General features: G+C 71.2%; 16 protein-coding genes and 1 pseudogene. 16 read left to right on the top strand and 1 reads right to left on the bottom strand.

All coding sequences use genetic code 11. The features are described from left to right. The first annotated feature begins 47 nt into the window (after positions 1–47). The 9 genes from dusB to hflX all read left to right on the top strand — a co-directional run bounded on the left by dusB (position 48) and on the right by hflX (position 11,631). Positions 48–1,070, top strand: a complete 1,023-nt coding sequence (dusB, locus tag N1F89_RS00365; RefSeq protein ID WP_290080411.1) for a tRNA dihydrouridine synthase DusB — start codon at positions 48–50, stop codon at positions 1,068–1,070. Continuing rightward, the gene (locus N1F89_RS00360) at positions 1,067–2,200 is read left to right on the top strand and encodes a nitrogen regulation protein NR(II) (protein ID WP_290080408.1); all 1,134 of its coding nucleotides are present in this window, start codon (positions 1,067–1,069) and stop codon (positions 2,198–2,200) included. The genes dusB and N1F89_RS00360 overlap by 4 nt, the downstream gene beginning before the upstream one ends. Further along, positions 2,200–3,657 carry a nitrogen regulation protein NR(I) gene (ntrC, locus tag N1F89_RS00355; RefSeq protein ID WP_290080406.1) on the top strand — a complete coding sequence of 486 codons (1,458 nt, stop codon included), beginning with the start codon at positions 2,200–2,202 and terminating at the stop codon, positions 3,655–3,657. The genes N1F89_RS00360 and ntrC overlap by 1 nt, the downstream gene beginning before the upstream one ends. A gap of 90 nt (positions 3,658–3,747) precedes the next feature. Beyond that, positions 3,748–6,018 carry a PAS domain-containing sensor histidine kinase gene (locus N1F89_RS00350; protein ID WP_290080404.1) on the top strand — a complete coding sequence of 757 codons (2,271 nt, stop codon included), beginning with the start codon at positions 3,748–3,750 and terminating at the stop codon, positions 6,016–6,018. Continuing rightward, positions 6,008–7,369, top strand: coding sequence for a sigma-54 dependent transcriptional regulator (locus N1F89_RS00345; protein ID WP_290080402.1), 1,362 nt, complete (start codon positions 6,008–6,010; stop codon positions 7,367–7,369). The genes N1F89_RS00350 and N1F89_RS00345 overlap by 11 nt, the downstream gene beginning before the upstream one ends. 124 nt (positions 7,370–7,493) lie before the next feature. Next, the gene (gene trkA / locus N1F89_RS00340; protein WP_290080400.1) at positions 7,494–8,870 is read left to right on the top strand and encodes a Trk system potassium transporter TrkA; all 1,377 of its coding nucleotides are present in this window, start codon (positions 7,494–7,496) and stop codon (positions 8,868–8,870) included. A 128-nt stretch (positions 8,871–8,998) separates the two neighbouring features. Next, entirely contained in the window at positions 8,999–9,865 is an 867-nt protein-coding gene (locus N1F89_RS00335; RefSeq protein ID WP_290080399.1) for a D-amino-acid transaminase, read from the top strand. A 140-nt stretch (positions 9,866–10,005) separates the two neighbouring features. Beyond that, the gene (gene hfq / locus N1F89_RS00330) at positions 10,006–10,257 is read left to right on the top strand and encodes an RNA chaperone Hfq (protein ID WP_290080398.1); all 252 of its coding nucleotides are present in this window, start codon (positions 10,006–10,008) and stop codon (positions 10,255–10,257) included. Continuing rightward, the gene (hflX, locus tag N1F89_RS00325) at positions 10,258–11,631 is read left to right on the top strand and encodes a GTPase HflX (protein WP_290080396.1); all 1,374 of its coding nucleotides are present in this window, start codon (positions 10,258–10,260) and stop codon (positions 11,629–11,631) included. A 55-nt stretch (positions 11,632–11,686) separates the two neighbouring features. On the opposite strand, the gene mazG is transcribed toward hflX, so the two are convergent. Next, entirely contained in the window at positions 11,687–12,517 is an 831-nt protein-coding gene (gene mazG / locus N1F89_RS00320; RefSeq protein ID WP_290080395.1) for a nucleoside triphosphate pyrophosphohydrolase, read from the bottom strand. Positions 12,518–12,852: 335 nt separating this feature from the next. Between mazG and N1F89_RS00315 the strand changes: the two are divergent. The 7 genes and pseudogenes from N1F89_RS00315 to N1F89_RS00285 form a co-directional block, all read left to right on the top strand. Beyond that, positions 12,853–13,500, top strand: a pseudogene (locus N1F89_RS00315) (septal ring lytic transglycosylase RlpA family protein); the annotation flags it as partial. A 437-nt stretch (positions 13,501–13,937) separates the two neighbouring features. Further along, the gene (locus N1F89_RS00310) at positions 13,938–15,050 is read left to right on the top strand and encodes a D-alanyl-D-alanine carboxypeptidase family protein (protein ID WP_290080696.1); all 1,113 of its coding nucleotides are present in this window, start codon (positions 13,938–13,940) and stop codon (positions 15,048–15,050) included. A 251-nt stretch (positions 15,051–15,301) separates the two neighbouring features. Next, positions 15,302–15,982 (top strand): dTMP kinase, encoded by a 681-nt coding sequence (gene tmk, locus N1F89_RS00305; RefSeq protein WP_290080393.1) that lies wholly within the window; start codon positions 15,302–15,304, stop codon positions 15,980–15,982. Beyond that, positions 15,982–17,046 (top strand): DNA polymerase III subunit delta', encoded by a 1,065-nt coding sequence (locus N1F89_RS00300; protein WP_290080391.1) that lies wholly within the window; start codon positions 15,982–15,984, stop codon positions 17,044–17,046. The genes tmk and N1F89_RS00300 overlap by 1 nt, the downstream gene beginning before the upstream one ends. Before the next feature lie 71 nt (positions 17,047–17,117). Continuing rightward, complete coding sequence (gene metG, locus N1F89_RS00295) at positions 17,118–18,671, top strand: methionine--tRNA ligase (protein WP_290080389.1); 1,554 nt, start codon at positions 17,118–17,120, stop codon at positions 18,669–18,671. A 7-nt stretch (positions 18,672–18,678) separates the two neighbouring features. Next, entirely contained in the window at positions 18,679–19,473 is a 795-nt protein-coding gene (locus tag N1F89_RS00290; RefSeq protein WP_290080388.1) for a TatD family hydrolase, read from the top strand. 4 nt (positions 19,474–19,477) lie between these two features. Next, entirely contained in the window at positions 19,478–20,296 is an 819-nt protein-coding gene (locus N1F89_RS00285) for an MBL fold metallo-hydrolase (RefSeq protein ID WP_290080387.1), read from the top strand. Position 20,297 lies beyond the last annotated feature (1 nt).

The raw sequence follows: 20,297 nt of genomic DNA, 5'->3' as shown, positions 1-20,297 counted from the left end.
GAATGTCTAGAATTTAGGCAATGGCAGTTGTTGCCCTTGGAATGTGCATGAGCGAACCGACAAGCCTCGCCGAACCGCTGTCGATCGGCGGCGTCGCCATCCGCAACCGCGTCTTGCTGGCGCCGATGTCCGGCGTGACCGACGCCGCCTTCCGCCGCCTGGCGCATGGTCACGGCGCCGGCCTCGTCGTCTCCGAGATGGTGGCGAGCGGCGAGCTGGCGCGCGGCCGCGGCGACACCGCGCGGCGCATCCGCCGGCCCGACGTCGACGTGCACATGGTTCAGCTCGCCGGCCGCGAGGCCGCGGCGATGGCCGAGGCCGCGCGCGTGGCGGCCGGCGAGGGGGCCGACATCATCGACATCAACATGGGCTGCCCGGCCAAGAAGGTGACCGGCGGCTATTGCGGTTCGGCGCTGATGCGCGAGCCCGACCGCGCGCTCGCCCTGATCGAGGCGGTGATCGGCGCCGTCGCCGTGCCGGTGACGGTCAAGATGCGGCTCGGCTGGGACGACACCACGCTCAACGCGCCGCTGATCGCCGCGCGGGCCGAGCGGGCGGGCGTCGCCATGGTCACCGTGCACGGCCGCACGCGCTGCCAGTTCTACAAGGGCCGCGCCGACTGGCGCGCCATCGCCGCCGTCAAGCGCGCCGTGGCGATCCCGGTCGTCGCCAATGGCGACGTCGCCGGCCCGGCCGATGCCGCGGCGATCCTCGCGCGCTCCGGCGCCGATGCGGTGATGGTCGGCCGTGCCCACTACGGCGCGCCGTGGACGGCGGGCGCGATCGCGGCCGCCGCGGCGGGCCGCGCGGCGCCGGGCGTGCCGCGCGATGCCGCCGCGCTGGCCGGCTACGTGGCGGCGCACTACGAGGCGATGCTGGCGCTCTACGGCACGGCGTCGGGCCTGCGTCAGGCGCGCAAGCATCTCGGCTGGTATCTCGACCGCCATGCGCCGCGGACCGCACCCGAGGCGCGCCGCGCGATCCTCACCGGCGCCGAGCCCGCCACCGTGATGCGGCTGATGTGCGCGGCGCTGCTGGCGGCCGGCGAGACGCGGGGCGCGGCCGCATGAGCGCGTCGGTGCCGCCGCCGGCCGAGGCCGCGCAGATCGTGCTCAACACGATCCGCCATCCCGTCATCATGGTCGATGCCGATGGCCGGGTGAGCTACGCCAATGCCGAGGCGGAGGACTTCTTCCGCGCCAGTGCCGCCGTGCTGGCGCGCAACCGGCTGTCGGACGTCGTGCCCTTCGGCAGCCCGCTGATCACGCTGGTCTCCCAGGTGCGCGAGCGCCGCGCGCCGTTCAAGGAGTACCGCGTCGACGTCTCCTCGCCGCGGCTCGGCCCCGACCGCATCGTCGACATCTATGTCGCGCCGGTGCCGGAGCTGCCGGGCTCGGTCGTCGTGCTCTTCCAGGAGCGGTCGATGGCCGAGAAGATCGACCGCCAGATGACGCATCGCGGCGCGGCGCGCTCGGTCACCGGGCTCGCCGCCATGCTGGCGCACGAGATCAAGAATCCGCTGTCGGGCATCCGCGGCGCCGCCCAGCTCCTCGAGAGCGCGGTGTCGGACGCCGACCGCGCGCTGACCCGGCTGATCACCGAGGAGACCGACCGCATCGTCTCGCTGGTCGACCGCATGGAGGTATTTTCGGACGACCGGCCGGTCGACCGCATGCCGGTCAACATCCACGTCATCCTCGACCACGTGAAGGCGGTGGCGCGGAACGGCTTCGCCCGCAAGCTGCGCATCGTCGAGGACTACGACCCCTCGCTGCCGCCCGTGCCGGCCAACCGCAGTCAGCTCGTCCAGGTCTTCCTCAACCTGGTGAAGAACGCCGCCGAGGCGCTGGAGGGCCGCGAGGACGGCGAGATCCGCCTGTCGACCGCCTTCCGTCCCGGCATGCGGCTGTCGGTGCCGGGCACCCGCGACCGCGTCTCGCTGCCGCTCGAGTTCTGCGTCCAGGACAACGGGCCCGGCGTGCCCGACGACATCCTGCCGATCCTGTTCGACCCCTTCATCACCACCAAGCAGAACGGCTCCGGCCTCGGTCTGGCGCTGGTCGCCAAGATCGTCGGCGACCATGGCGGCGTCATCGAGTGCGATTCCACCACGCGCGGCACCGTCTTCCGCATCCTGATGCCGGCCTGGCGCGACGGCGGCGCGGAGGGCGCGGAGACGGCCGACGAGGCGGTCGTCTGATGGGCGCGACGGGCAGCATCCTCGTCGCCGACGACGACGCCGCCATCCGCACGGTGCTCAACCAGGCGCTCTCGCGCGTCGGCCACGAGGTGCGGGTGACCTCCAACGCCGCCACGCTGTGGCGCTGGATCGCCGCCGGCGAGGGCGACCTCGTCATCACCGACGTGGTGATGCCCGACGGCGACGCCTTCGACATGCTGCCGCGCATCCGCAAGGCGCGGCCGGAGCTGCCGGTCGTCGTGATGAGCGCGCAGAACACCTTCATGACGGCGATCCGCGCCTCGGAGACCGGCGCCTACGAGTATCTGCCCAAGCCGTTCGACCTCAACGAGCTGCTCGGCATCGTCGGCCGGGCGCTCGCCGAGCCGCGCCGCCGGCCGAGCGCGCCGCCGGCCGACGAGCAGCCCGAATCGATGCCGCTGGTCGGCCGCTCGCCGGCCATGCAGGACATCTACCGCATGCTGGCGCGCATGATGCAGACCGACCTCACCGTGATGATCAACGGCGAGTCGGGCACCGGCAAGGAGCTGGTGGCGCGCGCGCTGCACGAGTACGGCCGGCGCCGCAACGGCCCGTTCGTCGCCATCAACATGGCGGCGATCCCGCGCGACCTGATCGAATCGGAGCTGTTCGGCCACGAGAAGGGCGCCTTCACCGGCGCCCAGTACCGCTCCTCCGGCCGCTTCGAGCAGGCGGAAGGCGGCACGCTGTTCCTCGACGAGATCGGCGACATGCCGATGGAGGCGCAGACGCGGCTGCTGCGCGTCCTGCAGCAGGGCGAGTACACCACCGTCGGCGGCCGCACGCCGATCCGCACCGATGTGCGCATCGTCGCCGCCACCAACAAGGACCTGCGCGCGCTGATCCACCAGGGGCTGTTCCGCGAGGACCTGTTCTACCGGCTCAACGTCGTGCCGCTGCGCCTGCCGCCGCTGCGCGAGCGCGTCGAGGACATCGCCGACCTGGTGCGCCACTTTTTCCGCCAGGCCGAGCGCGAGGGGCTGCAGGCCAAGCAGATCGTGCCGGCCGGCATCGATCTGATGAAGCGCTACCGCTGGCCGGGCAACGTGCGCGAGCTGGAGAACCTGGTGCGCCGGCTCGCCGCGCTCTATCCGCAGGAGGAGATCTCGGCCGAGATCGTCGAGGCCGAGCTGCAGAGCGCCGGCCGGCCGGCCGAGCCGAGCCGCGACGATCTGCCCGAGGACCTGTCGCTCGGCCGCGCCGTCGAGCACTGCCTGCAGCGCTATTTTGCCGGCTTCGGCGGCGAGCTGCCGCCGCCGGGGCTCTACCATCGCATCGTCAGCGAGGTGGAGTATCCGCTGGTTCTGGCCGCGATCTCGGCCACCCGCGGCAACCAGATCAAGGCGGCCGAGCTGCTCGGCGTCAACCGCAACACGCTGCGCAAGAAGATCCGCGAGCTCGGCGTCAACGTCTACCGCGCCTCAAAACAGCCTTAGCCGGCGCCCACGATTGGCCGCAGGCGCCTGTTGCACATGCGCCACAAGGCGTTGCATAAGGGCAACGCAGACGACGGGCTGTAGCGATCCATGAGCACCCAGACGCCGACCGCCGGACGGCTTTTCTCGCGACCGCGCCTGAGCGAAGGCCGCCGCCTGCTCGCCTGGCCGGGCATCATCGCCGTCGCCTGCGCGCTGGTCACGGCCGCCGCCTCCTTCGCCGTGCTGCTCGGCCTCACGCCGCTGACCCCCGACGACACCACGACGCTGGCGCTGATGGCGGTCAACGCCGCCTTCATCGTGCTCCTGGTGGCGCTGATCGGCCGCGAGGCGCACCGCATCTACACCGCGCGCCGGCGCGGCCGCGCGGCCTCGCGGCTGCATGTGCGCATCGTCGCGATGTTCTCGCTGGTCGCCGCCATACCGGCGATCCTGGTGGCCGTCATCGCCGCCGTCACCCTCGACCTCGGCCTCGACCGCTGGTTCGAGCTGCGCACCAAGGTCATCATCTCGTCCTCGCTGTCGATCGCCGAGGCCTATGTGCAGGAGAACGCGCGCAACCTGCAGGGCACGACGCTGTCGATGGCCTTCGATCTCGACCGGGCGCGCCAGGTCTACAGCCTCGACCGCAACGGCTTCCGCAACCTCCTGACGCAGCAGGCGGTCGGCCGCGCGCTCGCCAACGCGGTGCTGATGCGCGAGGACGGCTCCGTCATCATGGCCGCGCAGATGCCCAGCGAGACGAGCCTGCCCGAGCCGCCGCCGGGCGCGCTCGAGGCCGCCGCCGAGGGCCGTACGGCGCTGATCGAGCCGCGCCAGGGCAACCTCGTCGGCGCCATCGTCAAGCTGCGCCAGATCCCCGGCGTCTATCTCTACACCTCGCGCCTGCTCGACCCGGAGGTGATCCGCGCGCGCCAGATCGTGCGCTCCAACACCGACGAGTACCGCGGCCTGGAGGCCAACCGGGTGCAGACCCAGGTCGCCTTCGCGCTGCTTTATCTCGTCGTCACGCTGGTCATCATCCTGTCGGCGATCTGGACCGGCATCGCGGTCGCCGACCGGCTGGTGCGGCCGATCCGCCAGCTCATCGGCGCGGCCGACGAGGTGGCGACCGGCAATCTCGAGGTCTCGGTGCCGGTGCGCGCCTCCGACGGCGACGTCGCCTCGCTCGGCGACACCTTCAACAAGATGATCCTCCAGTTGAAGTCGCAGCGCGACGAGCTGGTGACGGCCAAGGACGTGATCGACGAGCGCCGCCGCTTCTCCGAGGCGGTGCTCGCCGGCGTCACGGCCGGCGTCATCGGCGTCGACGAGACCGGCACGGTGTCGATCGTCAACCGCTCGGCCGAGACGATGCTGGCGATCGCCGCCGGCGACACGGTGGGCCGCAACCTGTCCAAGGTGCTGCCGCATGTCGGCCGCGTGTTCGAGACAGGGCGGCGCGCCGGCCGCCGCGTCTACCGCGACCAGGTCACCTTCTACCGCGCCGGCGCCGAGCGCACCTTCAACGTGCAGATCACCACGGAGGAGGGCGAGGGCGAGGGCGGCGCGCACTCCTACGTGGTGACGATCGACGACATCACCGATCTCGTGCAGGCGCAGCGCTCGGCCGCCTGGGCCGACGTGGCGCGGCGCATCGCGCACGAGATCAAGAACCCGCTGACGCCGATCCAGCTTTCCGCCGAGCGCATCCGCCGGCGCTTCGGCAAGGTCATCACCGAGGATCGCGAGATCTTCGACCAGTGCACCGACACGATCATCCGCCAGGTCGGCGACATCGGCCGCATGGTCGACGAGTTCTCCGCCTTCGCGCGCATGCCCAAGCCCGACATCCAGCTTCTCGACCTGCGCGAGCCGCTGCGCGAGGCCTCCTTCCTGATCGAGGTCAGCCGCAGCGACATCGCCTTCGAGCGCGACTTCGGCGCCGAGCCGCTGACCGGCCGCTTCGACACGCGGCTGATGAGCCAGGCCTTCGGCAACGTCATCAAGAACGCGGCCGAGGCGATCGAGGCGACGGGCGACAGCGAGGGCGGCGCCATCCGCATCGTGGCGCGCCGCATCGGCAACACGATCCGCGTCGACGTGACCGACAACGGCAAGGGCCTGCCGCGCGAGAACCGCCAGCGGCTGCTCGAGCCCTACATGACGACGCGCGAGAAGGGCACCGGCCTCGGCCTTGCGATCGTCAAGAAGATTGTCGAAGACCATGGCGGCCGGCTGGAGCTGCACGACGCGCCGGCCGACTTCCACGGCGGTGTCGGCGCGATGATCCGCATGGTGCTGCCGGCGGCCGCGGGCGGCGGGACCAGACCCGCGCCGCGGAACGCGGAGAAGAACGAGAAGGTCGAAAATGGCGTCTGACATACTGATCGTGGATGACGAGGAAGACATTCGCGAGCTCGTCGCCGGCATCTTGAGCGACGAGGGCCACGAAACGCGCACCGCGCGCGACAGCGACAGCGCGCTGGCCGCCATCGCCGACCGGGTGCCGCGCCTCGTGCTGCTCGACATCTGGCTGCAGGGCTCCACGCTCGACGGCCTGGCGCTGCTCGACCGCGTCAAGACGCTGCATCCCGAGCTGCCCGTGGTGATGATCTCCGGCCACGGCACCATCGAGACCGCGGTGTCGGCGATCCGCCGCGGCGCCTACGACTTCATCGAGAAGCCGTTCAAGGCCGACCGGCTGATCCTGATCTGCGAGCGGGCGCTGGAAACCTCGAAGCTGCGCCGCGAGGTCTCCGACCTGCGCCGGCGCAGCGGCGAGACCTTCGACCTGATCGGCACCTCCGGCCCGATGAGCCAGCTTCGCCAGACCATCGAGCGCGTCGCGCCGACCAACAGCCGCATCATGATCATGGGCCCGTCCGGCTCCGGCAAGGAACTGGCGGCGCGCGCCATCCACGCCTGCTCGGCGCGCAAGGCCGGCCCCTTCGTCTCGCTCAACGCCGCCACCATCACGCCCGAACGCATGGAGATCGAGCTGTTCGGCACCGAATCGAACGGCGGCGAGCGCAAGGTCGGGGCGCTCGAGGAGGCGCATCGCGGCACGCTCTACCTCGACGAGGTGGCCGACATGCCGCGCGAGACGCAGGGCAAGATCCTGCGCGTGCTGGTCGACCAGCAGTTCGAGCGCGTCGGCGGCACCAAGCGCGTCAAGGTCGACGTGCGCATCATCTCCTCGACGGCGCAGAACCTGGAGGCGATGATCGCCGAGGGCCGCTTCCGCGAGGACCTGTTCCACCGGCTGGCGGTGGTGCCGGTCGTCGTGCCGCCGCTGTCGGAGCGGCGCGAGGACATCCCCTTCCTGGTCGATCACTTCATGCGGCAGATCGCCGCCCAGTCGGGCATCCGGCCGCGCCGCATGGGCGACGACGCGCTCGCCGTGCTGCAGGCGCACAACTGGCCGGGCAACGTGCGCCAGCTGCGCAACAACGTCGAGCGGCTGATGATCCTGGCGCGCGACGGCGAGGCCGACCAGGCGATCACCTCCGACCTGCTGCCCTCCGAGATCGGCGACGTCATGCCGCGCGTTCCGAGCCAGACCGACCAGCACATCATGGCGCTGCCGCTGCGCGAGGCGCGCGAGCTGTTCGAGAAGGAGTACCTGATCGCCCAGATCAACCGCTTCGGCGGCAACATCTCGCGCACCGCGGAGTTCATCGGCATGGAGCGCTCGGCGCTGCACCGCAAGCTGAAGTCGCTCGGCGTGTGAGGCCCGGGCGCCGGTGCGGCGGTTTTGCGTTCACGCGCGCGCAAAGGTTAGACAGGGCGTCGCCGCAAGGCGTTCGGCCGCCGCCGGCGCGGCGCGGCGTTTCGTTGAGGGGTAGGGGCAGGACATGAGGGTCATCATCTGCGGCGCGGGCCGCGTCGGCTACGGCATCGCCGAAAGGCTCGCCGCCGAGCACAACGACGTCTCGGTCATCGACACCTCGCCGGAGCTGATCCGCGGCGTGCGCGACACGCTCGACGTGCGCGGCTTCGTCGGCCACGGCGCCCACCCCGACGTGCTGGCCGCCGCCGGCGCGCAGCAGGCCGACATGATCATCGCCGTCACGCTCTACGACGAGGTCAACATGGTCGCCTGCCAGGTGGCCCACTCGCTGTTCAACGTGCCGACCAAGATCGCGCGCATCCGCTCGCAGTCCTATCTCAAGTCGCACTACATGGACCTGTTCTCGCGCGACCACATGCCGATCGACGTCATCATCTCGCCCGAGGTGGAGGTCGGCGAGATGGTGCTGCGCCGCATCGCGCTGCCGGGCGCCACCGACGTGGTGCAGTTCGCCGACGGCAACGTCGCCATGGTGGCGATCGAGTGCCTCGAGGAATGCCCGGTCATCAACACGCCGCTCGCCCAGCTCACCGAGCTGTTTCCCGACCTGCCGTCGACCGTTGTCGGCCTGTCGCGCAACGACAAGCTGTTCATCCCGCATTCGGGCGACCAGATCGTCGCCGGCGACATGGCCTATGTGGTGACGACGCGCGACCAGGTGCGCCGCACGCTCGGCCTGTTCGGCCACGAGGAGACGGAGGCGACGCGCATCGTCATCGCCGGCGGCGGCAATATCGGCCTCTACGTCGCGCGCGCCATGGAGCGCAAGCAGTCGAGCACCAAGGTCAAGATCATCGAGAACGCGCGCGAGCGCGCCGTCACGATCGCCGACCAGCTGCGCCGCACCGTGGTGCTGCACGGCAGCGCGCTCGACCAGAAGCTGCTGCTCGAGGCCGACATCCGCCACGCCGACCTGATGGTGGCGCTGACCAACGACGACCAGGTCAACATCCTGTCGAGCGTGATGGCCAAGCGGCTCGGCTGCAAGTCCAACCTGGTGCTGATCAACAACCCGACCTACCACGAGTTCGCCCGCACGCTGGGCATCGACGCGCACGTCAACCCGCGCTCGGTGACCATCTCCAAGGTGCTGCAGCACGTGCGGCGCGGCCGCATCCGCGCCGTCCACAACATCCAGCGCGGCGCGGCCGAGGTGATCGAGGCCGAGGCGCTGGAGACCTCGCCGCTGGTCGGCCCGCCGCTGCGCGAGATCGAGTTCCCCGACGGCATGCGCATCGGCGCCGTCTACCGCGACGGCGAGGTGCTGAAGCCGGACGGCTCGCTGCGCATCCGGCCGAAGGACCGGGTGGTCATCTTCGTGCTCGAGGAGGCGGTGCGTCAGGTCGAGCAGATGTTCCGCGTCAGCCTGGAATTCTTTTAGGCCACGGGCGGCAAAACCGCGCGGCCCTCTGGAAAGCGCCCTGCCGCAACGGTAGAGGGGGCCGGCGCTGCGGCGCCGAATCGAGACAGCATCGGGCGCCGCCGGCGCCATCAGACGGAGGGACCGCCATGCCGCGCATCGCCTATGTGAACGGACGCTACGTGCCGCATGGCGCCGCGACCGTGCACATCGAGGACCGTGGCTACCAGTTCGCCGACGGCGTCTACGAGGTCTGCGAGGTGGCGCGCGGCTTCATCATGGACATGCGCCGCCATCTCGACCGTCTCGACCGCTCGCTGAGCGAGCTCGCCATCGCCTGGCCGCTGCACCGCTCGGCGCTCGAGGTGATCATGCGCGAGGTGGTGTGCCGCAACCGGGTGCACAACGGGCTGGTCTATCTCCAGGTCACGCGCGGCGTCGCCAGGCGCGACCACGTCTTTCCGCCGCCCGGCACGCGCCCGGCGCTGGTGGTGACGGCCAAGCAGACCGATCCCGCCGCGGCCGCCCGCAAGGTGGAGGCCGGCGTGTCGGTCATCACCGTGCCGGAAAACCGCTGGGAGCGGGTCGACATCAAGACGGTCGGCCTGCTGCCCAACGTGCTCGCCCGCCAGACGGCGCGCGAGGCCGGCGCCCAGGAGGCCTGGTTCGTCGATCCCGACGGCACGGTGAAGGAGGGCGCGGCGACCAATGCCTGGATCGTCACCGCCGACGGCACGCTGGTCACCCGGCCGGCCGATCACGGCATCCTGCGCGGCATCACGCGGGCGGCGGTGATGGAGGTCGCCGACCATCTCGGCATCGCGGTGGAGGAGCGCGCCTTCACCGTCGAGGAGGCCAAGGCGGCGCGCGAGGCCTTCATCACGGCCGCCACGACGGTGGTGATGCCGGTCGTGGCGATCGACGACGCGCCGGTGGCCAATGGCCATCCCGGCTCCGTCACGCTTTCCTTGCGGCGGGCCTTTTTTGACATTGCGGAAAAAAGTCCTGCCTGTTAACCAAACGAACGCGCGGGTGCAGCTCTGGCGGCCGTCGGCGGTCGTCTGCGGCCCGAAGGGGCCGAACCTCTCCTTGACGAAGACCCGCTACAACTTTGCTACCCGGCCGAGGCCGCGGGGGATGGGTGAAGACAAGAACAATGGCGGAACGATCGCAAAACTTGCAGGACTTGTTCCTGAACTCCGTTCGCAAGAACAAGACTCCGCTCACGATATTCCTGATCAATGGCGTGAAGCTGACAGGGGTGGTCACGTCGTTCGACAATTTCTGCGTGCTCCTGCGGCGCGACGGGCACTCGCAGCTCGTCTACAAGCACGCGATCTCGACGATCATGCCGAGCCAGCCCGTGCAGCTCTTCGAGCCCGACGAGACCGCGGGGCGGGACGCCTGATTGGCCGAGCGTGACGGCCCCGGGCACGGCCGGAACGGCGCGACCGGCGAGGACGCGCCGCCCACGCGTGCCGTCGTCGTGGTGCCGGTTCTCGCCGGTGGCGAGCGCGCCGGGGCAGCCGCACGCGGCGGCGAGCCGCGGCCGATGCGCGCGCCGGAGGCGCGGCTGACAGAAGCCGTCGGCCTGGCCGACGCCATCGAGCTCGACACCGTGCATGCCGAAATCGTGCCGGTCGCCGCGCCGCGGCCGGCGACGCTGATCGGCTCGGGCAAGGTCGACGAGCTGGCCGAGCGGGTGCGCGAGGAAAGGGCCGAGCTGGTCGTCGTCGACCATCCGCTGACGCCGGTCCAGCAGCGCAACCTGGAACGCGCGCTCGGCGCCAAGGTGCTCGATCGCACCGGCATCATCCTGGAGATCTTCGGCCGCCGCGCGCGCACCAAGGAGGGCGTGCTGCAGGTCGATCTCGCCCATCTCAACTACCAGCGCGGCCGGCTGGTGCGCTCGTGGACCCACCTCGAGCGCCAGCGCGGCGGCGGCGGCTTCATGGGCGGCCCCGGCGAGACGCAGATCGAGGCCGACCGCCGCCTCCTGCAGGAGCGCATCGTGCGCCTCAAGCGCGAGCTCGAGCGCGTGCGCCGCACCCGCGAGCTGCACCGCGCCAAGCGCCAGAAGGTGCCGTTTCCCGTCGTCGCCATCGTCGGCTACACCAATGCCGGCAAGTCGACGCTGTTCAACCGGCTGACCGGCGCCGGCGTCACCGCCGAGGACATGCTGTTCGCCACTCTCGACCCGACGCTGCGCCGCGTCATCCTGCCGCACGGCACGCCGATCATCCTGTCCGACACGGTCGGCTTCATCTCCGACCTGCCGACCCATCTGGTCGCCGCCTTCCGCGCCACGCTCGAGGAGGTGGTCGAGGCCGACCTGGTGATCCACCTGCGCGACATCTCCGACCCCGACGCCACGGCGCAGGCCGAGGACGTCGAGCGCATCCTCGGCGACCTCGGCGTCGACGCGGCCGATCGCGGCCGGGTGATCGAGGTCTGGAACAAGATCGACCGGCTGACCCCGCAGGACCGCCAGCGCCTGATGGAGCAGCATCGCGGCGCGCCGCCGCCGGCGCTCGTCTCCGCGGCGACCGGCGAGGGCATCGACACGCTGGTGGCGATGATCGAGGAGCGCCTGTCGGGCGCCGTCGCGCCGATCACCGTGACGATCCCGCCGGCCCGGCTCTCGGCGCTCGACTGGCTCTACCGCAACGGCGCGGTGACCGACCGCATCGACGGCGACGACGGCCAGGTGACGCTGACGGTGCGCGCCACCGGCGCGGTGCGCGACGAGATCCGCCGCCGCTTCGGCGCCGACGCCGGCTGAGCGTTTCCGGACGACGCAGCAACCGGTTTGTGTCGGCCGCGGGGCAGGGCGCCGCTCAGCGGCCCCCGTCGGCCTTCTTTCCCTTGGCGCGCTGCCAGTGCGCCTCCATCGTGTCGAGCGAGGCCGCTTCGAGGCTGCCGCCCTCGGCTGCCAGCGCCGCCTCCACGGCATGGAAACGGCGGCGGAACTTGGCGTTCGTGCCGGCCAGCGCGGCCTCCGGATCGACGCCGAGATGGCGGCCGAGATTGACCAGCGCGAACAAAAGGTCGCCGTACTCCTCCGCCACCGCCGCGCGGTCGTCGCCGGCCAGCGCCTCGCGAAGCTCCTGCGTCTCCTCCGCGATCTTGTCGAGCACCGGCTCGGGCGCGCCCCAGTCGAAGCCGACGGTGGCCGCCTTCTGCTGCAGCTTGAGGGCGCGGGTGAGCGCCGGCAGCGCCACCGGCACGTCGCCGAGAAAGCCGGCCTCCTGCGGCTCGCCGGCGGCCTGGCGCCGGGCGCGGCGCTCGGCCTTCTCCTCGGCCTTGCTGCGCTCCCAGGCGCCCTTGGCCATGCCCTCGCTGCGCGCCGTCTCGTCGCCGAAGACGTGCGGATGGCGGCGGATCATCTTGCCGGTGATCGCCTCGACGACGTCGCCGAAGGCGAAGCGGCCGGCCTCCTCGGCCATGCGGGCATGGAAGACGACCTGCAGGAGCAGGTCGCCGAGCTCCTCGCGCAGGTCGTCGAGGTCGCCGCGCGCGATGGCGTCGGCCACCTCGTAGGCTTCCTCGATCGTGTAGGGCGCGATGGAGGCGAAGTCCTGCCGCACGTCCCAGGGGCAGCCGGTCTCCGGGTCGCGCAGCGCGGCCATGATGGCGATCAGCGTGTCGATGTGGCGCGAGGGTGTCATGCCGGGAGACTAGCCGCTTCCCGCCGCATTGCGAGCCGCCGGCCCGGCGCCCGCCCGCTTGTCCACAGCGTTGCCGGACGCCGCCGCGCCGCTGCGCCGCGGCGGGGTCATATTCTCGCCCCTTTCCGGTCACATGGGATTAAGCGGCCGCTAAAGAGTTTGTGCCATAAGGATCGTTGGTCTTGCCGTTTCGGCGAGGGAAGGACCGGGGATCCGTTGCCATGACAGGGCAGGCATGCTTTAGGCGGTCGAGGATGAGGGAGTTGGGGGACGCACCGCCTATGCGCCTAGACCTGCGTCGCACCGGCCGCAAGGCCGGCAAGCTGTCCGCCGCCATGGCAGCCGTGGTCTTTCTGGCCGCCTGCGGCACGCCGGAGCCGAAGCTCGGTCTGGCCGGGTCGACCTCAACCACCAAGGAATACTTCTCCGAAGCCGAGTACGGCGTGAAGGCGAGCCCGCGCGTCAGCGACAAGCGCTCGCGCCTGCCGCGCGGCGGCGGCCGCTACCAGGTCGGCAAGCCCTACCAGATCAAGGGCCGCTGGTACCGCCCGCAGGAGGACCCCGACTACAAGGCGGTCGGCGCGGCCTCCTGGTATGGCGACGCCTTCCACGGCCGGCTGACGGCGAACGGCGAAATCTACGACATGACGCACCTGACGGCGGCGCATCCCACGCTGCCGCTGCCGAGCTACGCCCGCGTCACCAATCTGAAGAACGGCAACTCGGTGGTGGTGCGCATCAACGACCGCGGCCCGTTCGCCCGCGGCCGCATCATCGACCTGTCGCGGCGTGCCGCCGAGCTGCTCGACTACACCCATGCCGGCGTCGCCAAGGTCGAGGTCGAGTATCTCGGCAAGGCGCCGCTGCACGGCCGCGACGACGAGTTCCTGCTCGCCTCCTACCGGCCCGGCGGCGACGACGCCGCGCCCGGCGTGATGGTGGCGATGAACGGGCCGACGCCGAGCGCGCCGGTCGGCGCGGCCGAGCGCGCCTTCTCCAGCCTGCCGGGCGTCGGCGATCCGGCGGCGCTGCCGGTTCTCGGTCCGCTCCTGTCCGAGCGGCCGGAGCGCGACACGGCGGACGGTCGGCGGCCGCGCCTGCCGGTGCTCTCCTACGCCGACCAGCGCGTGCGCGAGGCGAGCGGCAGCCCGTTCGACCGCCTGCTCCGGGTGCGTGCCGACATGGATGCAGCCGACATCGCCCAGTCCTGGAAGCGCCAGGGCTTCGAGCGGGCGACGCGCGGACGCTGAGGCCGCGCCCCGCGCAGCCGGCTTTCCCACTCCACCGCCACGTCTGCGGTTGAACCCTGCCGTGCGGTCCCTATAACGGTTCGTGAAGGGCCGTTAGGGGAGTAGGGACCGTGGCCACGACCCGGTGGAAGACGGCGCCGTGCCTGGCGCTGCTCATCGCCGTTGCGCTGATGGGGCAGCTCGGCAGCGCCGCTGCGCAGCTTTTCGAGACGAAGGCCCAGACCGCCTACATGATCGACGCCGAGACGGGCACCGTGCTCTTCTCGAAGGATCCGGACGAGCCGATGCCGCCGGCCTCGCTCGCCAAGATGATGACGATGGAGGTCGTCTTCCACGCCATCAAGACCGGCCGGCTGTCGCTCGACGACGCGTTCTACGTCAGCGAATACGCCTGGCGCACCGGCGGCGCCGCCTCGGGTGGCTCGACCATGTTCGCCGAGGTCAACTCCTCGATCACGCTGGAAAACCTCATCCAGGGCGTCATCGTGCAGTCGGCCAATGACGGCTGCATCATCATCGCCGAGGGCATGGCCGGCTCGGAGGCCAACTTCGCCCAGCTCATGACCGATCGCGCGCGGGCGATCGGGCTCGAGACGTCGGTGTTCAAGAACTCCACCGGCCTGCCGGCGGAGGGCCAGTTCGTCACCGCGCGCGAGCTCGCCGAGCTCGGCCTGCACATCTGGCGCGAATATCCCGACTTCTACGCGTACTACGCCCAGCCCGAGTTCACCTGGAACGGCATCACCCAGCGCAACCGCAACCCGCTCCTGCGCATGGACATCGGCGCCGACGGCATGAAGACCGGCTACACCGAGGAATCGGGCTACGGCATCGTCGGCTCGGTGCAGCGCAAGGATCGCCGCCTGTTCGTCGCCATGGGCGGCATGCAGAGCGCCGAGCAGCGCGCCGAGGAGGCGCGCAAGATCCTCGACTGGGGCATCCGCGCCTTCGAGAGGAACGAGATCTTCGCCGACGGCGAGATCGTCGGCGAGGCGAGCCTCTATGGCGGCGAGAAGGCGGGCGTGGCGCTCAAGGCGCGCGGGCCGATCTCGATCTTCGTGCCGATCACCAACCGCGACCGTCTGATCGCGCGCATCGTCTATGACGGGCCGGTCGAGGCGCCGGTCGAGGCGGGCGCCGAGATCGGCCATCTGAAGGTGTGGATCGGCGACACGCTGAGCCAGGAGACGCCGCTCTACGCCGCCGAATCCGTCGGCCGCGGCCCGCTGCACCGCCGCGCGCTCGACGCGCTGCAGGAGCTGCTGGTCGGCTGGCTGCGCTAGCGCCGCTCTGCCTTTCACGGGTCCGCAGATCGGCTGACGTCTTGGTCCGAGGCGCGTCGGGACGGCGAGCCGGAGCGCGAGGGGCCGCAGGACCGAATCGCGCGCGCCGGCCGCGCGCCACCGGGTGGTGATCGCTGACGGGCCGGGGGAATCCGGCGCCGTGCGGCACGAACGCCACGCCGGATTGGACCTCGGCGCCGGACTCGACTACAGCGAAGGCGACACAACGGGCAGCGACGGGACGAAGCGCTTTGCCGCGAGGCTTGTTCATCACCTTCGAGGGCGGCGAGGGCGCCGGCAAGTCGACCCAGGTGCGGCTGCTCGCCGAGGCGCTGCGCGGCATCGGCCGCGAGGTCGTCGTCACCCGCGAGCCCGGCGGCTCGCCGGGCGCCGAGGCGGTGCGCCACGTGCTTCTGTCGGGGGCGGCCGAGCCGTTCGGTCCGGCGATGGAGGCGCTGCTGTTCGCCGCCGCGCGCTCCGACCATGTCGAGACGCTGATCCGGCCGGCCGTCACGCGCGGCGCGGTGGTGCTGTGCGACCGCTTTCTCGATTCCTCGCGCGTCTACCAGGGCGGCGGCGATCTGGCGCCGGATTTCATGACCGCGCTCGAGCGCGTCGCCGTCAACGGCATGGTCCCCGACCTGACGATCATCCTCGACATCGACCCGCGCGAGGGCATGCGCCGGGCCGCCGAGCGGCGCGGCGAGGAGACGCCGGACCGCTTCGAGAAGGAGACGCTGTCGGTGCACGAGGCGCGCCGCCGCGCCTTCCTCGAGATCGCCCGGGCCGAGCCCGAGCGCTGCCTCGTGTTCGACGCCAGCCAGTCGCGCGATGCGCTTGCCGCCGAGATCGCCGAGGCGGTGTGGCCGCGGCTTTCCCCCGCGACCGACACGGCCGACGCCGGGCCGCACGACGCGGCGGAGCGCGGCTGATGTTCGAGCGCCGCGCGCCCGAGCAGTTCGACACGCTGCCCGAGATCCCGGAGCCGTGCGAGAACCCCAACCTGGCCGGCCACGCGGCGATCGCCGACCGACTGGCCGCGGCCTATCGCGCCGGCAAGCTGCCGCACGGGCTGCTGTTCGTCGGGCCGCCCGGCATCGGCAAGGCGACGCTCGCCTTCCGGCTCGCCGTGCACGTGCTCGCCCATCCCGACCCCGCGACCGCGCCCGGGCGGCTCGCCGCGCCCGACCGGGCCGGCCAGACCGCGCGCCTGGTGGCGCAGGGCGCGCATCCCGCCGTGCTTCACCTGACGCGCCCCTATGCCGACAAGGAGAAGCGCTTCAAGACGATGATCACCGTCGACGAGGTGCGCCGGGTCAACCGCTTCCTGTCGCTGACGGCGCATGACGGCAGCCACCGCTTCGTCATCGTCGATCCGGTCGACGACATGAACGCCAACGCCGCCAACGCGCTGCTCAAGAACCTCGAGGAGCCGCCGGCGCGCACCGTCTTCGTGCTGATCGCCCAGTCGGCCGGCCGGCTGCTGCCGACCATCCGCTCGCGCTGCCAGGTGATGCGCTTCCAGCCGCTCGACGACGATGCGCTGCTCGCCGCGCTCGAAGGGGCGGGGGCCGACCTGCCGCAGGACCCGGCCGCGCGCCGGGCGCTCGCCGGCCGGTCGCTCGGCAGCGCGCGCAACGCCATCCTGCTCACCCAGTATGGCGGGCTGGAGATCGCCGCCGAGAGCGAGGCGCTGCTGTCGACCGGCCGCTTCGACATCGTGCGCGCGCAGCGTCTGGCCGACGCGCTGACCGGCCGCGACAAGGCGGTGCAGTTCACCATCTTCAACCGCCACCTGTTCGACCTCGTCGCCGCGCGCGCGGCCGCTGCCGCCGAGGCCGGCGACGTCGCCGCCGCCGCGCACGCGGCGCGGCTGTGCGAGACGCTGACGGAAAGCGTGCGCCAGGCCGAGACCTACAATCTCGACCGCCGGCAGCACGTGGTCGGCACGCTGCAGACGCTGCACGCCGCCTTCGCCGGCCGGCCGGCGAACTGACGGATGGCCTTCGGCCGGACGATGCGCTATCTGGGCGCCAGCAAGCACGACACGCCCCGGATTCCCGCCCGATGCCCCGCGACAAGTACTACATCACCACCGCGATCTCCTATCCCAACGGCAAGCCGCACATCGGCCACGCCTATGAGCTGATCGCCACCGACGCGCTGGCGCGCTTCCAGCGCTGCGACGGCAAGGACGTCTTCTTCCTGACCGGCACCGACGAGCACGGCCTCAAGATGGTGCAGACGGCCAAGGCGGAGGGCCTGTCGCCACGCGCGCTGGCCGACCGCAACACCGCCGAGTTCCGCCGCATGGCCGAGGTGCTGGGCGCCTCCAACGACGACTTCATCCGCACCACCGAGGCGCGCCACCACGCTGCCGTGCAGGCGATCTGGACGGCGATGGCCGAGCGCGGCGACATCTATCTGGATTCCTATGCCGGCTGGTACTCGGTGCGCGACGAGGCCTATTACGGCGAGGACGAGACCGAGCTGCGCGACGACGGCGTGCGCTACGGGCCGCAGGGCACGCCCGTCGAATGGGTCGAGGAGGAGAGCTACTTCTTCCGCCTGTCGGCCTATCAGGACCGGCTGCTCGCCCATTACGAGGAGAACCCCGCCTTCATCGGCCCGCCGGAGCGGCGCAACGAGGTCGTCAGCTTCGTGCGCTCGGGGCTGAAGGACCTGTCGATGTCGCGCACCACCTTCGACTGGGGGGTCCCGGTGCCGGGCGACGAGCGGCACGTCATGTATGTCTGGGTCGACGCGCTGACCAACTACATCACCGCCGCCGGCTATCCCGACGCGGCGGCCGAGCGCTGGGCCTACTGGCCGGCCGACCTGCACGTCATCGGCAAGGACATCACCCGCTTCCACGCCGTCTACTGGCCGGCCTTCCTGATGTCGGCCGGCATCGCGCTGCCGCGCCGCGTGTTCAGCCACGGCTTCGTGTTCAACCGCGGCGAGAAGATGTCGAAGTCGGTCGGCAACGTGATCGACCCGTTCGCGCTGGTCGAGCACTACGGGCTCGACGCGGTGCGCTACTTCCTGCTGCGCGAGGTGCCGTTCGGCCAGGACGGCAACTACAGCCACGACGCCATCGTCAACCGCACCAACGCGGATCTGGCCAACGACCTCGGTAATCTGGCGCAGCGCTCGCTGTCGATGATCGCCAAGAACTGCGACGGCAAGGTGCCGCAGAACGCCGTCGTCACCGAGGCCGACCGGGCGATCCTCGAGCAGGCCGCCGGGGCGCTGGCCACGGGCCGCAAGGCGATGGAGACGCAGGCGATCCACAGCGCGCTGGCCGCCGTCTTCGCGGTGGTGGCGAACGCCAACCGCTACTTCGCCGCGCAGGAGCCCTGGGCGCTGAAGAAGACCGACCCGGCGCGCATGCAGGCCGTGCTCTACACGACGGTCGAGGCGGTGCGGCGCATCGCCATCCTGTGCCTGCCCTACATGCCGGTCTCGGCCGGCCGGCTGCTCGACCTGCTGGCCGTGCCGCAGGAGGCGCGGCTGTTCGCCCATCTCGACGACGCGCATGCGCTCGAGCCGGGCACGCCGCTGCCCGCGCCGCAGCCGGTCTTCCCGCGCTATGTCGAGCGCGACGCGGCCGCGGGGTAGCGGCGCCATGCTGGTCGACAGCCACTGCCATCTCGACTTTCCCGACTTCGCCGAGGAGCGCGACGCGGTGATCGCGCGCGCCGCGGCGGCCGGCGTGCGCGCCATGGTAACGATCTCGACCCGCGTGCGGCGTTTCGCGGCCGTGCGCGCCATCGCCGAGGCCCATCCCGCGGTCTTCTGCTCGGTCGGCACGCATCCGCACAACGCGCATGAGGAGCTCGACGTCACGGCCGACGAGCTCGCCCGGCTCACCGATCACCCCAAGGTGGTGGCGATCGGCGAGGCGGGGCTCGACTACTTCTACGACAAGGCGCCGCGCGCCGCCCAGGCGACGGGCCTGCGCACCCACATCGCGGCTTCCCGCGCCACCGGCCTGCCGCTCGTCATCCATGCCCGCGACGCCGACGCCGACATGGCCGCGATCCTCGAGGAGGAGAGCGGGAAGGGGGCCTTCCCCTTCGTGCTGCACTGCTTTTCCTCCGGCGCGGGGCTGGCGCGCACCGGCGTCGCGCTCGGCGGCTACGTCTCGTTTTCCGGCATCCTGACCTTCAGGAAGTCCGAGGCGCTGCGCACGATCGCCGCCGAGGTGCCGCGCGAGCGCCTGCTGGTGGAGACCGACGCGCCCTATCTGGCGCCGGTGCCGCACCGCGGCCGGCGCAACGAGCCGGCCTATGTCGCCGACACCGCGCGCGTGCTCGCCGAGACGATCGGCGAGAGTGCCGAGGCGGTCGCCGCGCTGACCACGGAAAACTTCCTGCGGCTGTTTGCCAAGGTGCCGCCGGCCGCGCTGGAGGCCGGCTGAGGCCGTGCGCGACACGCTGCGCTTCACGCTGCTCGGCTGCGGCTCGTCGCCCGGCACGCCGCGGATCACCGGCGACTGGGGCGCCTGCGACCCGGCCGAGCCGCGCAACCGGCGCCGGCGCGCCGCCGCGCTGGTCGAGCGCCTGGCGCCGGACGGCCGCGCCACCCGCGTGGTCATCGACACCGGCCCCGATTTCCGCGAGCAGATGATCGACGCCGGCGTGCGCACGCTCGACGCCGCGCTCTACACCCACACCCATGCCGACCACATCCACGGCATCGACGACCTGCGCGGCTATGCGCTGGCGCAGCGCCGGCTGATCGACGTCTATGCCGACCGGCCGACGCTGGAGCGGCTGCACGAGGCGTTCGGCTACTGCTTCGAGACGCCGCCGGGCAGCGGCTATCCGCCGATCCTGCGCGGCCACGCGATCAGCCACGACGATCCCGTCGCCATCGACGGCCCGGCCGGGCCGATCGTCTTCACGCCGCTGCCGCAGCTGCACGGCGACATCCTGTCGCTCGGTTTCCGCATCGCCGACATCGCCTATTGTCCCGATGTCAGCGACTTTCCCTCAGCCACCGTGCCGCGGCTCGCCGGCCTCGACACGCTGGTCATCGACGCGCTGCAGTACAAGCCGCATCCCAGCCATCTGTCGCTCGGCCAGGCGCTCGCCTGGATCGACCGGCTGAAGCCGCGCCGCGCGGTGCTCACCCACATGCACATTCCGCTCGACTATGCCACGGTGCGCGCCGAGACGCCCGACCACGTGACGCCGGGCCACGATGGCATGGTGATTGAACGTCCTTTTCCAGAAGATTGAT

The sequence above is a fragment of the Aquibium sp. A9E412 genome, assembly GCF_030398335.1.
Classification (GTDB): Bacteria; Pseudomonadota; Alphaproteobacteria; order Rhizobiales; family Rhizobiaceae; genus A9E412.
Note: the sequence above shows the minus strand (reverse complement) of the source record. Positions and strands in the feature narration are given on the sequence as shown.